The sequence below is a fragment of the Cupriavidus sp. D39 genome (assembly GCF_026627925.1).
Taxonomy (GTDB): domain Bacteria; phylum Pseudomonadota; class Gammaproteobacteria; order Burkholderiales; family Burkholderiaceae; genus Cupriavidus; species Cupriavidus ulmosensis.
Genome location: NZ_JAPNLE010000009.1, coordinates 1,902,343 through 1,920,711 on the forward strand (window position 1 = coordinate 1,902,343; position 18,369 = coordinate 1,920,711).

Below are 18,369 nucleotides of genomic sequence, written 5' to 3' on the forward strand. Positions count from 1 at the left end.
CTTCCGGCTATTGCAGGAACCCCAGCGGCCGGTGCTGCCGCACATCTGGCTTGACGGCATGCTCCTGGCGCAACTGCGCCAGGAATTCGTCTGGCGTCAGCGTTTCGCCGAGCAGCACGCACTGACGCTTGACCGTGGCAAAGTCGCCCGGCGTCAGGCAATCCATCTTCGCCAGTTCGTCGCGCATGGCAGCGTCCATGCGCTGCGGATCGGCATCCAGCGCTTCCTCGATGAACATCGCCATACGTTGCTCTGCCTTGAGCGGCAGGAAACGGATCTTGAACGAGAATCGGCGCAGCGCAGCCTCGTCGATCCGCTCGAACAGGTTGGTGGTGCAGACGAAGATGCCGTTGAAGCGCTCCATGCCCTGCAGCATCTCGTTGACCTCGGACACCTCGTAATTGCGCACGGCGTTCTGCCGGCTTTGCATGAAGCTGTCGGCTTCGTCGAGCAGCAGGATGGCGCCGTCTTCCTCCGCGCGCGCGAACATCGCGGCGATCTGCTGCTCGGTTTCCCCACGTACTTGCTCATCAGGTCGGAGGCGCGCCGGATCATCAGCGGCTGCTCCAGCGCCGCCGCGATGTGCTCGGCCAGCGCGGTTTTGCCGGTGCCCGGCGGCCCGTAGAAGCATAAGGTGCCGCGCTGCCGCGCCTTGAGCGCCTGCACGATCTTGCCGACTTCGTAGCGCGTTTCCAGGTTGAGGTAGTCAAGCCGGTAGTGCGTCACCACCGGGCGCCCCTCCACTTCCGGGCGCAATCCCATGGCGCGGTCGGCATGGTCAAGCTGCCGCACGATCAGCGCCTCCACCGGCTCCGCCACGCCCGGGCCCGCCAGTTGCACGAAGCGCGCGGCCGATTGCACCTGTGCCGGCGTCAACGTCTTGCGCGCGGCCAGCGACGCGATAAAGGCGTCGCTCACGTCCAGCGCGCCCAGGTGCTTGCGGATGATGTTCTCGCGCACCAGCGGCGGCGGGATCTTCAGCTCCAGGTGAAACTGGAATCGGCGCAGGTAGGCGGGGTCGATCTGGCGAATCGAGTTGGAAATCCAGATCACGGGCACCGGGTTCTGTTCCAGCGTCTGGTTGACCCAGGCCTTGCCGTTCACCGAGCCACGCGGGTCTTCCTGGCCGAACAGGCTGGTGAGCTCGCGCGCGCTGCCCGGGAACACATCCTCGACTTCATCGAACAGCAGGGCCGTGCGCGGACGGCCGCGCAGGAACGCCTGCGACACCTGCAGCGAGCGATAGCGATCCTTGCCCGACAAGCTGTTGCCGTCGCGGTCCAGACAGTCCACTTCGTACAGCTCGCAGCCGGCCTCACGCGCCAGCAGCCGCGCGAACTCGGTCTTGCCGGTACCGGGCGGCCCGTAGATCAGCACATTGACGCCGCAGGCATGCTGCTGCGTGGCGTTGGCCAGCAACGCCGACAGGTAGCGCGCATCGGTCTCGACGTGCGGATAGTCGCCGGTGCCAAGCGTGGGTGCCGCCGCCGGACGCGTGAACACCGCCATCATCTCGGCTTCGTTCGCATAGTTGCCAAGCAGGACATGCAGCAGCCGATCCGACAGGCGCATCAGGTCGCCCAGATCGGTCACGCTGTTCTCGGGCAGGGGCTGCTCGATCAGGTTGAGCGTCTCCAGGCGCGAGCCCGGCCGCAGCGAGGCCGCCACGGCGGCCGGACTCGCGCCGGTCAAGCCGGCCAGGATCTGGAAGGCTTCCTGGCTGTGCGCCACCTTGCAATCCACCATCACCGCGCGCAGGTCGCGCTTGTATTTGGCGAGCGCCGCGTACAGCAGCAGCTTGCGCTCATGCTCGGGCAAGTCCAGCACATGGCTGAGCATGTCGATGTTGCGTACCAGCAGCACGCGCTCGCCGTCGAGACGCGCTGCCAGCGCAGCCGCCGACGCGTCGAACACGGCAAACATATCCTTGGCGTGATGCTTGACGTACTCATCCAGGTAGTAGAACAGCGCGCTCTCATCGAACGCGCTGTTCCATTGCCCATGCCGCTCCAGGAATTCTTCGGGCGTGAGGCGCGCGGCGCCCTTCCAGGCCGGCATATCGGCGCAGCGCGCGGCAAGGAAGCGCTGGACGCGCAGCACCACGCCGTACGGCCACACCATTTCCTGGGCGCTGACCGTCAGGATGTCGTTAATATTGCTGCGCAGGTTGAACCTGGGCCCCAGCGAGCACACGACCCGCAGGGCGAACTGGGCGCACATCCAGTCAAGCGCGGAGGTGCATGGCGCGCCGGTAGCGGCGCGCAGGAGGGTCGAGCGGTCGTCTTCGGCGAAACGGGTGAAGTCCATGGCCTGGTCCTCTCGCACGGGGGAGCGCCGTGGCCGGCGCGGCGAAATGCTCGAATGGCTCGTCTTTTTCCTATGCTAGCGCGCTTTGTGGCAGATCGGGCATTGCCGGCAACCCTGTGCCGTGCGAGAGCGCGCATTTTGTCTCAGTCGCGGGAAGACATCGCCAAATCGACGTATAAAGACGGCTGCGCGGCAGCGATTCAATGCATTGCACAAAATTCCACCAAATAAGAATCATTATCGTTTATACTGGGCACCTGACACGCTGCCTCGAGAGCGGCGCTCCCACCGGCATCACTGTTGAAGGAGCGTTTATCATGGAATTGTTGCTTAGCTTGCTGGTCGGTTGTGGCATCTCGCTGATCCTGTTCTATCGCAAATAGGCCCTATCGCTAATAAAGCCGGCGCCGCGCCAATTCGCCGACATCTGCTGTTTTCTCATGTTCGATCAACGTTTTTTCAAGATCACGCTCGCCGTCCTGCTGTTCCACGCCGGCCTGCTTTACCTGATCCAGAGCGGGCTGGGGCGCAAGATCACGGAGGCCGTGATCTCCCCTGAAATCGTCGCCCGCATCATCCCGCTCGAGCCGCCTCAAAAGCCCGCCGTCGAGACGCCCAAGCCAAAACCGGAAGCCCCGCCCAAGCAGGTGAAGGTAACCACACCAAAGCCTGCCCCGCCGCAACCGCGCCCCACGCCGACGCCGGTGGCATCGCTGCCGCCTACGCCCAATGCCGTGGAAGCGCCGCCCGCGCCGCCTGCACCACCGGCGCCGCCTGCGCCCGCCCCCGAGCCGCCCGCCGCTGTATCGGCAGCGCCACGCGCGGTTGGCATCGGCGAGATCCAGTGCAGCCCGCCGCAACCTGCCTATCCGTCGCAATCGCGCCGCATGGGTGAAACTGGCAAGGCCGTGGTGCGTCTGACTACAGACGAGACCGGCAAGGTAGTCAAAACCGCGGTCGTGACCTCAAGCGGGTCCTCCAGGCTGGACCAGGCTGCCGTGGACGCGGTGCAACGCATGCGCTGCAAGCCCTATCTGGACAACGGTCGTGCCGTGGCGGTTACCGCCCAGCAGCCGATCGGGTTCGAACTCAACTGATTTCAATACCGACCTTACCAGGAACCCAACATGCAGGACCTCGGACTTTCTCACCTCTGGACGCAAGGCGATTTCGTCATGCGCACCACCGCCATCATTCTGCTCATCATGTCGCTGGCTTCGTGGATCGTGATTCTCACGAAGGCGTGGGATCTCTTCCGGCTCAAGAAGATGGCGAATGGCGCTGAAAAGCAGTTCTGGCACTCCGACGATTTCGACCACGCCCTCGAAACCCTCGGCAGCAGCGAAGCCAACCCGTTCCGCACGCTCGCCATGACCGGCAAGGAAGCCGCGCAGCACCATCGCGCCAGCCAGCCGCAACTGCACGACGTGATGGACATCTCTGACTGGATCACCCGCTCGCTCAAGAGCGCCATCGACGAGGCCGTTGCACGCATGCAATCGGGCCTGGCCGTGCTGGCTTCCGTCGGTTCCACGGCGCCGTTCGTTGGCCTGTTCGGCACCGTGTGGGGCATCTATCACGCGCTGATCAACATTGGCGCCTCCGGCGTGCCAACCATCGACAAGGTGGCAGGCCCGGTGGGCGAGGCACTGATCATGACCGCTTTCGGCCTGGCCGTTGCGATCCCCGCCGTGCTCGGCTATAACGCACTGACCCGCGGCAACAAGGGCGTGATCTCCAAGCTCAATCGCTTCGCCCACGACCTGCACGCCTACTTCGTCACCGGCGCCCGCGTACGCCCGACCAGCGCCGGTGCGCGCGCCGCTGATGACAACAATGTGCGCCTCGCAGTCAAGAATCAGTAAGGCCGCAAGCAAGGCAATAAGGAAGTCATCATGGCATTCGGCACCCTCGACTCGGACGAAAACGAAGTAATGAGCGAAATCAACATGACGCCGCTGGTCGACGTCATGCTGGTGCTGCTGATCATCTTCATCATCACCATCCCCGTGATCAACCACGCGGTCAAGATCGACCTTCCGCGTGCCACCAACACGCCCAACGATCCCAAGCCGCAGAATATCAACCTGTCGATCGACGCCAGCGGCAAGGTCTTCTGGAACCAGGCCGAGATCGATGAGCCCACGCTCGAGGCCAACATCGCGCAGGCCGCGCAGCAGCAGCCGCAACCCGAACTGCACCTGCGGGCCGATCGCGACGTGCGCTATGAGCGGGTGGCAGAAGTCATGGCAGCCGCGCAGCACGGCGGATTGGGCAAGATCGGTTTCATTACGGAACCCAAGCACTAGTCGCGCCGCGCCCTCCGGGCCGGCAGCGAACATCGACAAAAAGGGCACTCCATGGAGTGCCCTTTTTGTTTGCGTCGCCCGCTAGCGCGATTAAAGATCCCTATTGTAATGATAACAATTCTCATTTAAGATTGGACCAACTGAACCCGGTCGTGACAGCACGCAGTCCCGCGTTGCCGCCACAGACCACCGGACCGGAGCCCACCCATGAGCACCCTGACCCTGCCGCTGTCGCAACCGCATGAAGTCACCCGCCGCCGCCTTTCCCTGCGCCGGGTCGAAGTCAATTCCAACAAGGCTGCGCAGGCGCGGCGCGAAAACCCGCCAGCGCGGCTATCGAATCGATGAAATCTGCCGTAGCTGCCCTGCCCGCCCGGCTCGAAGCCCTGGTCCGCGATAGCCTTCCCGCGGCGCCCGCCGGCGATGCAGTGCCCCTGGATTCGTTGATGCGCGGCACCAACCTGCTGCCGATTCTGCATAACGGCGAGGTCTACACGCTGCGCATCACGCGCTATGGCAAGCTGATCCTGACGAAGTAACCGCGCACAGGCGTACGCCCGCGCCAGCGCAAGCCATGCCGCGGGAAACCATGTAACGCTGTACGGATTTCTATGGATGCAGGAAGGGCTACCGGAACCGGCAGCCCGGCGCTAATGCCCCTCGACAGGCTTCGGCATCAGGGAGCAACAGCAATTTGTTCCGCAATAAGCAGGAGGTGCCTGGACAGTGAGCCGCGCTCACTGTCGGCACTACGCCCGCCTCTGCTTGCAGACGAGTATCAGACGCCCAGGGCGGCAATGCCCGCGCGCGCGATCTGTGCGTCTTCGGTCGACTTCACGCCCGACACGCCAACCGCACCCACTACCTGGTCATTGACCACGATAGGCACACCACCCTCCAGCATGCCTTGCAACACCGGCGCGGTCATGAACGAGTGACGGCCGTTGTTGATCATGTCTTCGTAGACCTTGGACTCGCGACGGCCCAGCGACGACGTACGTGCCTTCTCGGTGGCGATATAGCTCGAGATCGGTGCGGCGCCATCCAGGCGTTGCAGTGCCAGCAGGTGACCACCATCGTCAACGATGGCAATCGAAACCGCCCATTGGTGATTCTTGGCTTCCAGCTCGGCTGCGGCCAGTACCTTCTTCACATCATCTGCCGTCAGCACGGTTTTTGCTGCATACCACTCTCCTCGAAGATCATTTCAGTGAGCCGGAAGTATAGCGCCACGGCCCTTGGCATGACCATGCCACCACCGTCCTGGCACCTGCCCGCAAAAGCAAAAGACCCGCTCGACGCGGGTCTTTCGATGATTCACGGCGTTGCTGGATGCGGACTGCCGAAGCCCTCAGGGCTGCGGGCTTGTGTCCTGCAAACTCAGGCTCCGTCGCTGAACTGGTCGCGGCGATCGCCAACCTTGGCGCCGTCGGTGAACGGATCAACCTTGCGTGCGCCGTCGGTGTACGGGTCAACCTTGCCAAGCTTGGCGCCATCGGTGTAGGGATCGACCTTGCCGATCTTGGCGCCATCGGTGTAAGGGTCTGCCTTGGCAATACCGGCTGCGAAGGCGGAGGCGGAGAGTGCGGAGAGGGCGGTCAGGGCTGCGATCGCCACCAGGCTGTTTTTGATCTTCATGGGCGGATCCTCTTGGGAATTAGGTCGTGCTGGAGGGCGCTGGATGATGAAGCATTGCGGAGTCTTGTCATCACGGCGTCACAGCAGCAGTATAGGGGAAACCCTAATAACGATATGAGCGCCGGTTTGACTTGTCTCTTCAAATTTTTTGAACCTGCTGATAACTATGGAACCTTGTCCCGATTGCCGCCTACAGTTTGTCTCCCAGGGCTGCACCTGAAAAACGAAAGGGCCCCGCAGGGCCGCTTTTCACCAGCCTGCGCGAGGCAGGTCGTTCATGCTTATCGCCAGTGGCGTCCATGTCCCGGGCCATAATGGCCCCGGCCGTAGTAGCCCCGCTCGTAATAGCCGCGGCCGTAGTAACGCGGGCCATAGTAGCCCGGGCCGTAGTAGCCCGGGCCCGGACCGTAATAGACCGGAGGCGGACCATAGTAGACAGGAGCAGGCGCCACGATCACGGGCGGCGCGGCAATATAGGCTGGGGGCGGATAGTACGCCGGGCCGCCGACAACAACGCCAGGCACACCAATCGCCACGCCAACGCTCACATGGGCCATTGCCGCACCGGATGCCAGCGCCCCAAGCAAAGCGAGTCCTGCGAGCCCCCAACGTTTCATGATCCTTGCCTCTTGCAATGCGATATTCGATACAAGGTATTGTAGGTTCTTGAAAAAAAGCAGGTGAAACCGAGAACGTTACATTGTTACCAGGAGTAACAATCGACACATAAACACGCTGCCCCCGCCCACTTGGCTGCCTGCGGCGCAAATCCCGCGCGGAGCTTGCATCACCGCGCCCAACCGACCACAATATCGGGCTTGCCGTGCGGCCGTGGAGAAATTGGTAGACTCAGCAGACTTAAAATCTGCCGCCTTTACGGGCTTACGGGTTCGACCCCCGTCGGCCGCACCAGCATCCACCCTTCCCTCGGCTTCGCGTGCTCAGGCCACCGCCGCGCACAACAGCGCGCCACCGCACACCAGGAACACAAACAACAGACCGGCCAGAACCAGGGGCTTGCGCCCGGCGCGCAGCAAGGTGCCAATGCGGGTGTGCAAGCCAATTGCCAGCATCGCGCAGGCAAGCAGCCAGTTATCGAAGTCAAGCAGGGCAGGCTTCCAGTCCTGGGGCACGAGTCCCGCGGAATGCACGGCCATCACCGCCACAAACCCCACCGCGAACCACGGAATCGCCTTCAGGATAGCGCCCCAAGGACGCCCGCCTGCCGCCTTCGCGCCTTTGCCCTCTTCCTCGAGCCCGATGCCGGCCTTCGGCAACAGCGCCAGCACCAGCAACAGGGGGCCCAGCGCCAGCACGCGCACCATCTTGGTCACCACGGCGGCATCCGCGGTGGCATCGCTGACCATCTTGCCCGATGCGATGACCTGTGCCACTTCGTGCAGCGTGGCGCCGGTGTAGATGCCAAACGTGCGCTCGCTGATGGCCAGGTGCCAGTGCTGCGTGGCCAGCTCGAACAGATAGGGATACAGCAGCATGCCGGCCGTGCCGAATAGCACCACCGTAGCCACGGCCACGGCCGTCTGGCGGTCGTCGGTGCGCACTACCGAAGCCACCGCGATGGCTGCCGCGGCGCCACATACCGCGCTGCCCGCGCTGACGAGGATGGCTTCCCGGCGGCTCAGCCCCAGCAGCGAAGAACCGATCCAGATCCCCAGCAGCATGGTCGACACCAGCATGGCCAGCGGCACCAGCACGCCTGCCAGGCCCAGGTCGGCGATAGCGCCAAAGGTGAGGCGCAGGCCATACAGCGCCACGCCGAGGCGCAACAGTTGCTGGCGCGCCAGCTGCATGCCCGGCGCAAGCGGGGTGAGCCAGCGTTGCGGGAGCGTGTTGCCCGCCACCATGCCGGCGAACATGGCCAGCGTCAGCGCGCTCATGCCGAGGTGGGAGACCGCCGGGTGTGCCGAGAACACCATGGCCAGCCAGGCGATGAAACCCAGCGGCACCAGCGTCAGGATCCGGGTCGGCCACGAGGGGGTTCGGCGCCGAGATTGGCAACTGCGGACGAAGGAGTGGAAGACATGGCGGGGGTCCTGCCCGTAACGCCGGAGGGCTTCGGGGCGCATATTGAGTATGTCCGAAGCGTACTTAGCTGGCCTAAATCTGTAAAACAGGTAATATCGCTATATGTTACCTGTTTTGCAGATATGAACCATCGCCCGCTTCGCCTGACCCTTCGCCAGCTCTCCGTTTTCGTCGCGGTGGCGCAGCACGGCAGCACCGTGGCTGCGGCCGATGCGCTGGCCATGTCGCAATCCGCGGTCAGCGCCGCGCTGGCGGATCTGGAGGCCGCACTGGGCGGCGCACTCTTTGACCGGGTCGCGCGCCGCCTGAGCATCAATGAGACCGGCCGGCTGTTTTTCCCGCGTGCGCTGTCGCTGCTGGACCAGGCACAGGAACTCGAGCGCTTCACCGTGCAACCCGGGGTACAACTGCGCATTGCCGCCAGCAACACCATCGGCAGCTATATCCTGCCGGGCCTGCTCGCGGGCTTTCGACATGCGCAGAGCGGGCCCTGCGCGCTCGACATGCGCATCGGCAATACGCGCGAGGTCCTGCAGGCGCTGCTGCATTTCGAGGCAGATATCGGGTTGATCGAGGGCACATGCCACGAGCGCGACCTGCGCAGCGCCCACTGGCGGGACGATGTGATGGTGGTGGTGGTCAGCCCGTCACACCCGCTCGCAAGCTACCCTGGCAATCTGGCCGCCTTGCGCGACGCCGACTGGGTCGTGCGCGAACCCGGCTCGGGCACGCGCGAGATCATCGAGCAGCGGCTGGCACCAATGCTGGGCGAGTTGCGCTTCGCGCTGGAGCTGGGCAACTCCGAAGCGATCAAGCGCGCCGTGATGAGCGGCTACGGGGTGAGCTGCCTGTCGCTGCAGGTGGTGGAAGACGAATTGCGGCACGGCACCCTGGTGGCGCTGCGCGACGGCCTGCCCGACGTGGTGAGGCCGCTGCATCTCGTGGTCCACCAGGACAAATACCCTACGCAGGGCCTGCTGGCCTTTACGGAGTATCTCCGCCGCGATGCCGCGGCAACCAGCCAGTGAGCCGCACAATCCGCGGCATGCCCACGATCAGGCGGGCTGGGGATCCGCTTCGCCTTCCTGCTTGGCGGTATAGCGATCGAGCAGGTGGAACAGCAGCGGGTTGAGCACGATGGACAGCAGCGCGCCGGCCAGGATCAGGGCGTGGCCCCGCTCGGGGAGGATCTTCAGGTAGACGCCGAGGCCCGCGAGGATAAAGGAGAACTCGCCGATCTGGGCCAGGCTGACCGCAATGGTCATGCCGGTACGGGTGGAATGCCCGAACACCCGAACGATGCAAAGCGCGGCGAGCGATTTGCCCACCACGATGATGAACAGCGTGGCCAGCACGCCCCAAGGGTCATTGATCAGCACCTTGGGGTTGAACAGCATGCCGACCGATACAAAGAACAGCACCGCGAACGCGTCACGCAGGGGCAGCGACTCTTCTGCCGCGCGGTGACTGAACTCCGATTCCGCCAGCACCATGCCGGCAAAGAATGCACCTAGCGCAAACGACACGCCGAACAGCGAGTACGCGCCAAAGGCCACGCCAAGCGCCGTTGCCAGCACCGCCAGACGGAACAGTTCGCGGCTCCCGGTCCAGACGATGCGCTCCAGCATCCAGGGAATAAAGCGACGGCCGATTACCAGCATCACCGCGACGAAGGCGGCCACCTTGCCCAGGGTAGCGAACACGGCGAACACGATGTCACCTGACTCCGGTGCGGCCGCGCCTGAAGCCGTGGCGTCTGCGGACGGCGTGAGCAGGCCGGCCAGCGCCGGCAGCAGCACCAGCGTCAGCACCATGGCCAGGTCCTCCACGATCAGCCAGCCCACCGCGATCCGGCCCTGCGGCGACTCCACCAGCTCGCGCTCCTGCAAAGCCTTGAGCAACACCACGGTACTCGCCACGGAAAGCGCCAGCCCGAAGACCAGGCCTGCCCCCATTCCCAGCCAAAGCCCCAGGCCGCGCCCATCCCGAGCAAAGTGGCAATGCCGATCTGCACCACCGCACCCGGAATGGCGATCGTTTTCACCGCCATCAGGTCCTTGAGCGAGAAATGCAAGCCAACCCCGAACATCAGCAGAATCACGCCAAGCTCCGCCAGCTCCGGCGCCAGCGCCTGATCCGCAGTGTAGCCCGGCGTATACGGGCCGACCACGATGCCCGCGCACAAGTATCCGATCAGAGGCGGAAGCTTTAGCCGGTTGGCCAGCGCGCCCAATATAAACGCCAGGACGAGACCGCCGACGATGGTGCTGATGAGCGGGGTAGCGTGATGCATGCGTTCTGGGTTCCTCGTGCTTGGCCATGGCGGCGGTGACTGGATGCCCCGCCCGCCCCCAGCGGCAGGACCACAAAGCGACCTCTGGGCTGCGTTACGGCGTTGAACGCCGGGCGCAGGCCGAGAGGTACCGCACTGATTGAGGGAAAACGGGAACGGGAGTTTTACAGCAGCCCGGGGGCGAAAAGCGCGGCATGGGTCCAAGCGGACGACGATGGCACGCTGTTCAGGTCGGATATCCCCTGAACGCCCCGTGAAGACTACACCATGGAATGTAACACGATCACCACAATGGCAAAGCGCGGAATCGGGGCAGGATGTACCCTCCATCACCGTAGAAACTCTCTGCCGCCCCCTACCACCCTGCCGCCTGCAGTCCTATCGCCCAGCCAGATGGAACGTCGCCACGGTATCGCGCAGCGTGTGGGACTGTTCCTCCAGCGAGTGCGCAGCCGCTGCCGCCTGCTCCACCAACGCCGCGTTCTGCTGCGTGACCCGGTCCATCTGCCCGACGGCCTGGTTGACCTGCTCGATCCCGGTGCTCTGCTCGCGCGAGGCCGCGGCAATCTCCCCGATGATGTCGGACACGCGCCGCACTGCCTGGCGAATCTCGCTCATGGTCTTGCCCGCATCCTCGGCCTGCGCCGAACCCTGGCGAATCGTGCCGACCGAGGTGTCGATCAAGTCCTTGATTTCCTTCGCCGCGCTGGACGAACGCTGGGCCAGGCTGCGCACCTCGCCGGCCACGACCGCAAAGCCACGGCCCTGCTCGCCGGCGCGAGCGGCTTCGACCGCCGCATTGAGCGCGAGGATATTGGTCTGGAAGGCGATGCCTTCGATCAGCGTGGTGATTTCAGCGATGCGGGTGGAACTGCTGCTGATTGCACCCATGGTTTCCACCATCTGCTGCACGGCCGTGCTGCCGTACTCCGCCACCTCGGCGGCATTGTCCGCCAGGCCGCTGGCCTGGCGCGCATTGTCGGCATTCTGGCGCACGGTCGCGGTCAACTCCTCCATGCTGGCGGCAGCTCCAGCGATGCCGCCTGCTGCTCGGTGCGCGTGGACAGGTCCTCGTTGCCCGCCGCAATCTGATGGGCGGCCGTACTCACCGAATCGGTCGCCAAGCGGACTGCACGCAGTGCCGACGCCACACGCTCGATCAACTGGTTGAAGGCAACCGCCGTGCGCCCGATCTCATCCTCGTGGTGCACCGAAGCGCGGCGATCGAGGTCCAGCGACTCGCTCACATAGCGCAGGGTCTGCTCGATCTCGGCCAGGCTGTTGTGGATGCGGCGGTAGAGCGAATAGCCCAGCGCACCGGTGACAAGGAAGGCGCAGGCAATGATCGCCGAGAAGACCGTCAAGGCCAGTCCGTACGCCTTGCCATTGCTCGTCACCACCTGCTCGCCCAGACCCGCGTTGTACGCGACGTGCTCGTTGATGGCCGTGCGCAGCGCGCTTGGTCGCGGCAAAGAGCGAGCCCCCGTCAGCATGCCCCGCGCGCCTTCGTCGTCGCTGGCGGCGAACCGTTCCAGGAAGCGCTCCGCTCCGCGCGATATTGCTTCACCGCGGCGCGGTCCACCTCCAGCAGCTTGCGGTCGGTCTCGTCGGAAAGATCGCTGCGCTCGTAGTTGGCGACCGCGCTATCGAAGGCCTCGTCCGCCTTCGCCAGAGCCGCCACGGCTTGCGCGCGGCTGCTTGCCTCCGGCGACAAGGCATAGCGGTAGAGCGACACGCGCATGGTGCTGACGGTATCGCGCAGGTCGCTCAGCGTGCGCACGCTGGCGAGCGTGTTGTCATTGAAGTAGGTAAAGCACTCCTGCGACTCGCGGAGCTGCCAGAGGCCGCCGACTCCGACGGCAAGCATGGCAAGCAAGGCCAGCGACAAGGTGGCCAACAGGCGTTGAGTAATGTTCATGGCACATGATCAGTGCGCGCGAGGGCGACACCGATTCTCCAGGAAAGGTGGACGATGACATGCCTCCCCGTGGGCAACGGGAACGGGGCCAGGCAACCTGCTTTCGAAGCGCGTTGCAACAATCTCGGGATCCGGCGGGCCGTCTTTTGAACGACTCTCACCTCCGCCTTTACGGCAGCCGCCGGAATAGCTGAAGCAGAATCATGAAATAAAACGAAAATAAGCGATGATCTTAGGAGTAATCCTATAAATCGAAGAGGATAATAGACAAAGAGAGGGAACGAGATGCCTGATCAGGCGGAAACTCGAAGAGGGAAGGTGAATCGCCGCAGCGGATGACGTCCGTGATCGGATCGCCAGAAAGCAAAAAGCGCCACCGGTGAGGGTAGCGCTCTGTGCTTGACAATCTTGGAGGCGGGGGTCGGAATCGAACCGGCGTACACGGCTTTGCAGGCCGCTGCATGACCACTCTGCCACCCCGCCGGGTGACGGCTGCTGGATTGTAACCGCATTCGCCAGACCCTGCCGGGCTGCGCTTGCGCATTACCATCACAAACAAAAAGGGAAGCGGTGCTTCCCTTTGGGATTGGAGCGGGAGACGAGGCTCGAACTCGCGACCTCAACCTTGGCAAGGTTGCGCTCTACCAACTGAGCTACTCCCGCATTGACTACTCTGCGTGCCAATCTGGAACCACACGACAAACACCGTGGGCTTCCACATCTAACCGAAACCTGGAGCGGGAGACGAGGCTCGAACTCGCGACCTCAACCTTGGCAAGGTTGCGCTCTACCAACTGAGCTACTCCCGCAGGATCCTGCTAACTTCCTACTTAAAACGCAGTTTCTGTGCTGATACCACTCACTTCACGCTACGTTCTTGCTGCTTTTCGCTTCGTTCGGCTTGTTTCGTCAGAAGCGAGAACAGGATTATTGCAAATCAGCGGCGTGGTCGTCAAGCATATTTTTCATCGGATCATCACTTTTGTGCGGTGGCCTCGCCACTCAGCCCACTGCGTTCGCGAATCTGCGGCCACGCCAGCTTCATGTAATAGAACATCGACCACAGGGTCAGCACTGCCGCCACATAGATCAGCCACGCGCCGAGCACGGAAGCATCGACGATGCCGAGCAGGCTGTCGTTGAAGAGCAGCAAAGGGATCGCGATCATCTGGAAGGTGGTCTTGAGCTTGCCGAGGAAATTCACCGCGACGCTCTTCGAAGCCCCGATCTGCGCCATCCACTCGCGCAGCGCGGAGATGGTGATCTCCCGGCCGATGATGACCAGCGCGATCAGGTCGGCCACCCGGCCCAGCGCCAGCAGCGACAGCAGCGCTGCCGCCACCATCAGCTTGTCGGCCACCGGATCGAGGAACGCGCCGAAGGAAGACGTCTGGTTCCAGCGCCTGGCCAGGAAGCCATCCAGCCAGTCCGTGACCGCGGCCACGATGAAGAAACCGGCTGCCGTCATGTTTTTGGCATGCATCGGCAGCCATGCTTCGGGCAGGTAGAACACGCCCACCACGAGGGGAATCATGGCGACACGGAGCCAGGTCAGCAGGATCGGTATATTCAGCGGCATGGGGGCTCGGAACGAGGCAACAGCAATGGGCAACGCCGAGATTGTCGCCTATTTCAACGATGGCCGAGCATTTCCTGCCACATGGGTGTCGGATTTGGCCGGATCAATGCAGCTGCCGATAGATTTCCTCGGCCAGCGCGTGCGAGATGCCATCGACGCTGGCCAGCTCATCGATGCTGGCCGCGACCACCCCGCGCAGGCCGCCAAAGCGCGTGAGCAGCTTCTGCCGGCGGCGGGCGCCGACGCCCTCGATCTCCTCCAGCCGCGAGGTATTGCGCACCTTGGCGCGGCGCGCGCGCATGCCGGTGATGGCAAAGCGGTGCGCCTCGTCGCGGATCTGGGCCACCAGCATCAAGGCCGCACTGCCCTGCCCCAGCTCGAGCGAAGGACGGCCATCGGCGAAGATCAGCGTCTCCAGCCCGACCTTGCGGCCCTCGCCCTTGGCCACGCCGACCAACAGGCCGATATCGAGGCCAAGCTCCTCGAACACCTGGCGCGCGACCTCCACCTGGCCCTTGCCACCGTCGATCAGCACCACGTTCGGGACCAGCGTCAGCGCGCTGGATGCACTGACTGCACTGGACGCACCCGCCTCGCCGCCTTGCCCGCCGCCCTCGGGGCCGGGTTCCTGCGCCTGCTCCAGCATCTCCACCAGCTTCTGGTAGCGGCGGGTCAGCACCTGGCGCATGGCGGCGTAGTCGTCGCCAGGCGTGATGTCCTGGATGTTGTAGCGGCGGTATTCCGCGTTCTGCATCTCGTGATGGTGGAAGACCACGCAGGACGCCTGCGTGGCCTCGCCAGCCGTGTGGCTGATGTCGAAGCATTCGGCCCGCAGCGACGCCAGGTCTTCCATGTCGATGCCGATCGTATCGGCCAGCGCCCGCGTGCGGGCCTGCTGGCTGCCCTGCTCCGCCAGGCGCCGCGACAACGCCAGCTCCGCGCCCTTCTGGGCCATCTCAAGCCAGGAGCGGCGTTGCCCTTGTGGCTGGCGCACCAGCGTGACCTTGCGCCCGGCCTGCATCGACAGCGCCTCCAGCAGGGCCTTGTCCGGCGGCACGTGGCTCACCACCAGGATCGGCGGCACGGCCTGGTCCAGATAGTGCTGCGCCATGAAGGCGGACAACACCTGCGCGGCGATCCGCTCGACCGGTATGCCGGCCGGGCCGCCGGGCACTGCCGCGCCTTCGCCACCCGCCTCGCCCGGCTCGATCACCGCGCTGGCGCCGACATCCTCGTCCTGGTGCTCGACAATCATCGCGCCTTCCTCGGCGTGCGCCGGGAAGTAAGCCTTGTCGCCAAGATGGCGCCCGCCGCGCACCATCGCCAGGTTGACGCACGCACGGCCACCCTCCACCGCCACCGCAAGCACGTCGATGTCGCTGGACTGCCCGACCTCCTCCACGGCCTGCCGCTTGAGCACGGTGGACAGCGCGCCGATCTGGTCGCGCACCGCCGCCGCCTGCTCGAACTCCAGCCGCCCGGCGTGCTCTTCCATTTTCGCCTGCAAGCCGTCGAGCACCTCGTTCTGACGGCCTTGCAGGAAGCGCGCCGCATTGCTGACGTCGCGCGCGTAATCCGCCTCGCTGATGGCGCCCACGCAAGGCCCGGTGCAGCGGTGGATCTGGTGCAGCAGGCATGGCCGCGTGCGGTTGGTGAAGACGGTGTCCTCGCAGGTGCGCAGCTGGAACACGCGCTGCAGGATCTGCATGCTTTCGCGCACGGCGCCTGCGCTGGGGAACGGCCCGAAGTACTGATGCTTGCGATCGGTGGCGCCGCGGTAATAGGCCATGCGCGGGAAGCGATGGCTGGTCAGCTTGACGAACGGATACGACTTGTCGTCGCGGAACAGGATGTTGTAGCGCGGCGCCAGCGCCTTGATCAGGTTGTTCTCCAGCAGCAGCGCCTCGGCCTCGGTGCGCACCACGGTGGTATCGATGCGCACGATCTTGGCCACCATCATGGCAATGCGCGGCGACAGCAGCGTCTTGTTGAAGTAGCTCGAGACGCGCTTCTTCAGGTCGCGCGCCTTGCCCACATAGAGGACATTGCCCTGCGCGTCGAAGTAGCGGTAGACCCCGGGCAGCCCGGGCAATTGCGCAATCACGGCCTTGGCGTCGAACGGCGCCTCCGGCACTGGCTCGGGAGGTGCCGCGCAAGGGGTCGCCAAGGACGCCTCGGCCGGCTGCTCGGACAGTCCTTCCGGCTGGGCGGCGGCGGACGCGCCCTGATCGTGGGTTTCAGGTTCCTGCTGGGACATCGGGAGCGAATTGACCGTGGGATGGCACGCGGCGCGCATGACCGGCAGGGCCATGGCGCAACAAGCTCTAAAATCGCAAGTTTAGAGCAAATCCTTGTGGAATCACGTCACCATGCCCACTCAACCCGATCGCGCCATCCGCTCCTGGGACATCTTCTGCACCGTGATCGACAACTATGGCGATATCGGCGTCTGCTGGCGGCTGGCGCGCCAGCTGGCCCAGGAACACGGCCACGCCGTGCGCCTGTGGGTGGACGACCTGGCCAGCTTCGCGCGCCTGGCGCCAGGTCTCGACATCGCCGCCCCGGAGCAAGCACTTGCCGGAGTGACGATTCGTCCGTGGCGGCACCCGGACCAGGAGAGCGCGCAGGAGAGCGCCGCGCGCTTCGCGGGTATCACGCCGCACGATGTGGTGATCGAATCCTTCGCCTGCGACCTGCCGGCCACATTCCTGGCCGCCATGGCCGCATGCGAGCCCAAGCCAGCCTGGATCAATCTCGAATACATGAGCGCCGAACCCTGGGTCAGGGAACACCACGGCATGGCCTCGCCCCACCCGCGCCTGCCGCTGGTCAAGCATTTCTTCTTCCCCGGCTTCGAGCCCGGCACGGGCGGCCTGCTGCGCGAAGCCATGCTGGGCTCGCAGCGCGAATACCTGCGCACCAGCCCCGCCGCCAAGGCAGCGCTCTGGCATCGCCTTGGCTTCCAGCCCGTCGACGGCGCCCTGAAAGTCAGCTTGTTCGCCTATCCCAATGCCGCGTTGCCCGCGCTGCTGGCCCAATGGCGCGATGGCCCCGAGCCCGTCCAGTGCCTGGTGCCGGCAGGCCTGGCCGCCCAGCAGGCAAGCGCATGGTTCGGGGGCGCCGGCTGCGCACCTGGCAGCGCCTTCGAGAGCGGCAACCTGGTCGTGCAGGTAGTGCCCTTTGTGCGCCAGGAGCACTACGATGAACTACTCTGGCTGTGCGACCTTAACTTCGTGCGCGGCGAAGATTCGTTCGTGCGCGCGCAATGGGCCGGCCGTCCCTTTATCTGGCATATCTACCCCCAGTCGGACGAGGCGCACATGGTCAAGCTCGATGCCTTCCTCGCTTTGTTCCTGCAGCGGCTGGAACAAAGCGGCAAAATCGAGGTTGCCAATGCACTTTCCACCTTCTGGCACAGCTGGAATAAGGACGATGAATCACCTGACTGGGCGCGCCTGCGCGCCCATCTGCCCGTGCTGGGCGCCGCCACGGAGCAATGGCAGCGCAGCCTGCAGCACCTTGGTGACCTGGCCGCAAATCTCGTGGCCTTTTGCGAAAATCGGGTAAAATAGTGGGTTATTTTGATGGTGACCAGGCCGGAAGACGGAAACGCCCCGCGCAAGCTCGCGCGCAGTGTGTCGGCAGAGCGCCTTCGCCATACCGAATTCCGAGACATTCTTTTTCAGGAAATAGTTCAGATGAAAACCGCACAAGAACTCCGCGTCGGCAACGTATTCATGATCGGCACCGACCCGATGGTCGTGCAGAAGGCTGAGTACAACAAGTCGGGCCGCAACTCCGCCGTGGTCAAGATGAAGTACAAGAACCTGCTGACGGAAGCCCCGGGTGAATCCGTCTTCAAGGCTGACGACAAGTTTGAAGTCGTGATGCTGGAACGCCGCGAATGCACCTACTCGTACTTCGCCGACCCGATGTACGTGTTCATGGACACCGACTTCAACCAGTACGAAGTCGAGCAGGACAGCATGGGCGACTCGCTGAACTACCTCGAAGACGGCATGACCGTCGAAGTGGTGTTCTACAACGACAAGGCCATCTCGGTGGACATGCCGACCACGCTGGTCCGCGAGATCACCTACACCGAACCGGCCGTCAAGGGCGACACCTCGTCGGGCAAGGTGCTCAAGGGCGCCAAGATCAACACCGGCTTCGAGCTGCAAGTGCCGCTGTTCTGCAGCATCGGCGACAAGATCGAAATCGACACCCGTACCGGCGAATACCGCAGCCGCGCAAACTAAGCGCAGTTGGTTCGCCGCCA

15 protein-coding genes, 4 tRNA genes and 3 pseudogenes are annotated in these 18,369 nt (G+C 64.1%); 9 read left to right on the plus strand and 13 right to left on the minus strand.

Annotation, left to right across the window (positions count from 1 at the left end):
• Positions 1 to 7: 7 nt before the first annotated feature.
• Positions 8 to 187 carry a hypothetical protein gene (locus OMK73_RS39315; RefSeq protein ID WP_420715697.1) on the minus strand — a complete coding sequence of 60 codons (180 nt, stop codon included), beginning with the start codon at positions 185 to 187 and terminating at the stop codon, positions 8 to 10.
• A gap of 141 nt (positions 188 to 328) precedes the next feature.
• Positions 329 to 2,307, minus strand: a pseudogene (locus OMK73_RS20770) (AAA family ATPase); the annotation flags it as partial.
• A gap of 440 nt (positions 2,308 to 2,747) precedes the next feature.
• Between OMK73_RS20770 and OMK73_RS20775 the strand changes: the two are divergent.
• The 5 genes from OMK73_RS20775 to OMK73_RS39325 all read left to right on the plus strand — a co-directional run bounded on the left by OMK73_RS20775 (position 2,748) and on the right by OMK73_RS39325 (position 5,155).
• Positions 2,748 to 3,404, plus strand: coding sequence for an energy transducer TonB (locus OMK73_RS20775; RefSeq protein ID WP_267603764.1), 657 nt, complete (start codon positions 2,748 to 2,750; stop codon positions 3,402 to 3,404).
• Between the two features lie 30 nt (positions 3,405 to 3,434).
• Positions 3,435 to 4,172 carry a MotA/TolQ/ExbB proton channel family protein gene (locus tag OMK73_RS20780; protein ID WP_267603765.1) on the plus strand — a complete coding sequence of 246 codons (738 nt, stop codon included), beginning with the start codon at positions 3,435 to 3,437 and terminating at the stop codon, positions 4,170 to 4,172.
• A 30-nt stretch (positions 4,173 to 4,202) separates the two neighbouring features.
• A complete protein-coding gene (locus OMK73_RS20785) occupies positions 4,203 to 4,616 on the plus strand; it encodes an ExbD/TolR family protein (RefSeq protein WP_267603766.1) in 414 nt (137 codons plus the stop codon).
• 207 nt (positions 4,617 to 4,823) lie between these two features.
• Complete coding sequence (locus tag OMK73_RS39320) at positions 4,824 to 4,964, plus strand: hypothetical protein (RefSeq protein ID WP_420715553.1); 141 nt, start codon at positions 4,824 to 4,826, stop codon at positions 4,962 to 4,964.
• On the plus strand, positions 4,961 to 5,155 hold the full coding sequence (locus tag OMK73_RS39325; protein WP_420715554.1) for a hemin uptake protein HemP: 195 nt from the start codon (positions 4,961 to 4,963) through the stop codon (positions 5,153 to 5,155). The genes OMK73_RS39320 and OMK73_RS39325 overlap by 4 nt, the downstream gene beginning before the upstream one ends.
• Before the next feature lie 239 nt (positions 5,156 to 5,394).
• Here OMK73_RS39325 and OMK73_RS20795 read toward each other — a convergent pair whose 3' ends face one another.
• From OMK73_RS20795 to OMK73_RS20805, 3 genes are all read right to left on the minus strand, one after another.
• Positions 5,395 to 5,787, minus strand: coding sequence for a heme-binding protein (locus OMK73_RS20795; protein WP_267603767.1), 393 nt, complete (start codon positions 5,785 to 5,787; stop codon positions 5,395 to 5,397).
• Positions 5,788 to 5,996: 209 nt separating this feature from the next.
• Positions 5,997 to 6,254 carry a hypothetical protein gene (locus tag OMK73_RS20800; RefSeq protein WP_006158643.1) on the minus strand — a complete coding sequence of 86 codons (258 nt, stop codon included), beginning with the start codon at positions 6,252 to 6,254 and terminating at the stop codon, positions 5,997 to 5,999.
• Between the two features lie 281 nt (positions 6,255 to 6,535).
• On the minus strand, positions 6,536 to 6,871 hold the full coding sequence (locus OMK73_RS20805) for a hypothetical protein (protein ID WP_267603768.1): 336 nt from the start codon (positions 6,869 to 6,871) through the stop codon (positions 6,536 to 6,538).
• Positions 6,872 to 7,079: 208 nt separating this feature from the next.
• Between OMK73_RS20805 and OMK73_RS20810 the strand changes: the two genes are divergently transcribed.
• Positions 7,080 to 7,166 (plus strand) — tRNA-Leu (locus OMK73_RS20810).
• 29 nt (positions 7,167 to 7,195) lie between these two features.
• On the opposite strand, the gene OMK73_RS20815 is transcribed toward OMK73_RS20810, so the two are convergent.
• Positions 7,196 to 8,191, minus strand: coding sequence for a YeiH family protein (locus OMK73_RS20815; protein WP_420715665.1), 996 nt, complete (start codon positions 8,189 to 8,191; stop codon positions 7,196 to 7,198).
• A gap of 231 nt (positions 8,192 to 8,422) precedes the next feature.
• Here OMK73_RS20815 and OMK73_RS20820 point away from each other — a divergent pair, with 231 nt between their 5' ends.
• Positions 8,423 to 9,328, plus strand: coding sequence for a LysR family transcriptional regulator (locus OMK73_RS20820; protein WP_267603769.1), 906 nt, complete (start codon positions 8,423 to 8,425; stop codon positions 9,326 to 9,328).
• Positions 9,329 to 9,355: 27 nt separating this feature from the next.
• Here OMK73_RS20820 and ybaL read toward each other — a convergent pair.
• From ybaL to uvrC, 7 genes and pseudogenes are all read right to left on the minus strand, one after another.
• Positions 9,356 to 10,593 (minus strand): annotated as a pseudogene (gene ybaL / locus OMK73_RS20825) (YbaL family putative K(+) efflux transporter).
• 378 nt (positions 10,594 to 10,971) lie between these two features.
• Positions 10,972 to 12,511, minus strand: a pseudogene (locus tag OMK73_RS38390) (methyl-accepting chemotaxis protein).
• A 409-nt stretch (positions 12,512 to 12,920) separates the two neighbouring features.
• A tRNA-Cys gene (locus OMK73_RS20845) sits at positions 12,921 to 12,994 on the minus strand.
• Positions 12,995 to 13,098: 104 nt separating this feature from the next.
• Positions 13,099 to 13,174 (minus strand) — tRNA-Gly (locus OMK73_RS20850).
• 70 nt (positions 13,175 to 13,244) lie between these two features.
• Positions 13,245 to 13,320 (minus strand) — tRNA-Gly (locus OMK73_RS20855).
• A gap of 167 nt (positions 13,321 to 13,487) precedes the next feature.
• A complete protein-coding gene (gene pgsA / locus OMK73_RS20860; protein ID WP_267603771.1) occupies positions 13,488 to 14,090 on the minus strand; it encodes a CDP-diacylglycerol--glycerol-3-phosphate 3-phosphatidyltransferase in 603 nt (200 codons plus the stop codon).
• A gap of 103 nt (positions 14,091 to 14,193) precedes the next feature.
• A complete protein-coding gene (uvrC, locus tag OMK73_RS20865) occupies positions 14,194 to 16,347 on the minus strand; it encodes an excinuclease ABC subunit UvrC (protein WP_420715666.1) in 2,154 nt (717 codons plus the stop codon).
• A 112-nt stretch (positions 16,348 to 16,459) separates the two neighbouring features.
• On the opposite strand from uvrC, the gene earP reads away from it, so the two are divergent.
• Both earP and efp read left to right on the plus strand, forming a co-directional pair.
• Positions 16,460 to 17,662 carry an elongation factor P maturation arginine rhamnosyltransferase EarP gene (gene earP, locus OMK73_RS20870; protein WP_267603773.1) on the plus strand — a complete coding sequence of 401 codons (1,203 nt, stop codon included), beginning with the start codon at positions 16,460 to 16,462 and terminating at the stop codon, positions 17,660 to 17,662.
• A gap of 126 nt (positions 17,663 to 17,788) precedes the next feature.
• Positions 17,789 to 18,349, plus strand: a complete 561-nt coding sequence (gene efp, locus OMK73_RS20875; RefSeq protein ID WP_043347839.1) for an elongation factor P — start codon at positions 17,789 to 17,791, stop codon at positions 18,347 to 18,349.
• Positions 18,350 to 18,369 lie beyond the last annotated feature (20 nt).